The sequence below is a fragment of the Cellulomonas triticagri genome, assembly GCF_003696205.1.
GTDB classification, from domain to species: Bacteria; Actinomycetota; Actinomycetes; order Actinomycetales; family Cellulomonadaceae; genus Cellulomonas; species Cellulomonas triticagri.
The window spans coordinates 1-1,793 of the sequence record NZ_RFFI01000245.1; the positions used below are offsets into that span (position 1 = coordinate 1).

Genomic DNA, 1,793 nt, shown 5'->3' on the forward strand with positions numbered 1-1,793 from the left:
GGAGCGGCGGACCCGCCGTGGGCGCGGCGAGGGCGCGGCGAGGGCGCGGCGAGGGCGCGGCGAGGGCGCGGCGAGGGCGAGCGGCGCCCGACTCCGGGGACGCCGCAGGGCGGCACCCTGGGGTGCCGCCCTGCGGGGTGCGGAGGTGTCAGACCGGGCGGCCCGGGTTGTCCTCGTGGCCGTGGCCGTTCGTGCTCGGGGTCGTCTTCTGGACCTGGAGCAGGAACTCGACGTTGCTCTTCGTGTCGCGGAGCTTGCCGAGCAGCAGCTCGATGGCCTGCTGCTGGTCCAGCGCGCCCATGACACGACGGAGCTTCCAGACGATCTTGAGCTCGTCGGGCGAGATGAGGATCTCCTCGCGGCGGGTGCCGGACGCGTTGACGTCCACCGCCGGGAAGATGCGCTTGTCCGCGAGCGAGCGGGAGAGCCGGAGCTCCATGTTCCCCGTGCCCTTGAACTCCTCGAAGATGACCTCGTCCATCTTGGAGCCGGTCTCCACCAGCGCCGAGGCGAGGATGGTCAGCGAGCCGCCGTTCTCGATGTTGCGCGCCGCGCCGAAGAACCGCTTCGGCGGGTAGAGCGCCGAGGCGTCCACACCACCGGACAGGATGCGCCCGGAGGCCGGGGCCGCCAGGTTGTACGCCCGCGACAGGCGGGTCAGCGAGTCGAGCAGCACCACGACGTCCTGGCCGAGCTCGACCAGGCGCTTGGCGCGCTCGATGGCGAGCTCCGCGACCATCGTGTGGTCCGAGGCGGGGCGGTCGAAGGTCGAGGCGATGACCTCGCCCTTCACGGTCCGCTCCATGTCGGTGACCTCCTCGGGGCGCTCGTCGACGAGCACGACCATGAGGTGGACCTCGGGGTTGTTCGCGGTGATCGCGTTGGCGATCTGCTGCATGATGATCGTCTTGCCGGCCTTGGGCGGCGCGACGATGAGGCCGCGCTGGCCCTTGCCGATCGGCGCGACGATGTCGATCACGCGCGGCGTCAGCGACTGGCCGTCGTTCTCCAGCCGCAGGCGGTCCTGCGGGTAGAGCGGCGTCAGCTTGGTGAACTCCGGGCGCTGCCGCGCCTGCTCGGGCGACATGCCGTTCACGGTGTCGAGGCGCACCAGGGCGTTGGCCTTGCTGGGCCGACCCGCCTGCTGCTGCGGCTGCTGCTCGCCCTCACGGGGGGCACGCACGGCACCGGTGATCGCGTCACCGCGACGCAGACCGGCCTTGCGGACCTGCGCGAGCGGCAGGTACACGTCGGTCGGGCCCGGCAGGTAGCCGCTGGTCCGGATGAACGCGTACTGCTCCATGACGTCGAGGACGCCGCCGACCGGCACGAGGACGTCGTCCTCGGCGATCTCGACCTCCTCGTACGGCAGGTCCGCGTCGCCGCGCTGACCGCGACCGCGCTTGCGGCCGTCACGGTCCCGGAACCGGTCGCGCGAGCGCCGACGGCGACCGCCGCGCTCGTCGTCGTCCAGGGGCTGCTGCTGCGCGGGCTGCTGCTGGGCCGGCTGCTGCTGCGCGGGCTGCTGCTGGCGCTGCTGGCGCTCCTGCTGCTGCCGCTGCTGGCGCTGGCCGTCGCCCGTGGGGCCCTCGGGGAGGGTCACGTCGACGGTCGGGGCGCCCGTGCCCCGGCCGGAACGGCGGGAGCGGCGCTCGCCCTGCTGGCGCTCGTCGCGCTGCTGCTCGCCGCGCTGCTGCTCGCCGCCCTGGCGGTTGTCGAGCGCGGCCTCCAGGGTCGCGAGCGCGTCGGCGGCACGGCCGCGCGGCTCGGACGCCGGGGCGTCCGCGGTCTCC

Annotated in this window: 1 protein-coding gene; it reads right to left on the reverse strand. The window is 73.7% G+C overall.

Annotation, left to right across the window (positions count from 1 at the left end):
* Positions 1-148: 148 nt before the first annotated feature.
* Positions 149-1,793 (reverse strand): transcription termination factor Rho (gene rho, locus EBM89_RS20545; RefSeq protein ID WP_122151404.1); only part of this gene is annotated, 1,645 nt, incomplete at its 5' end.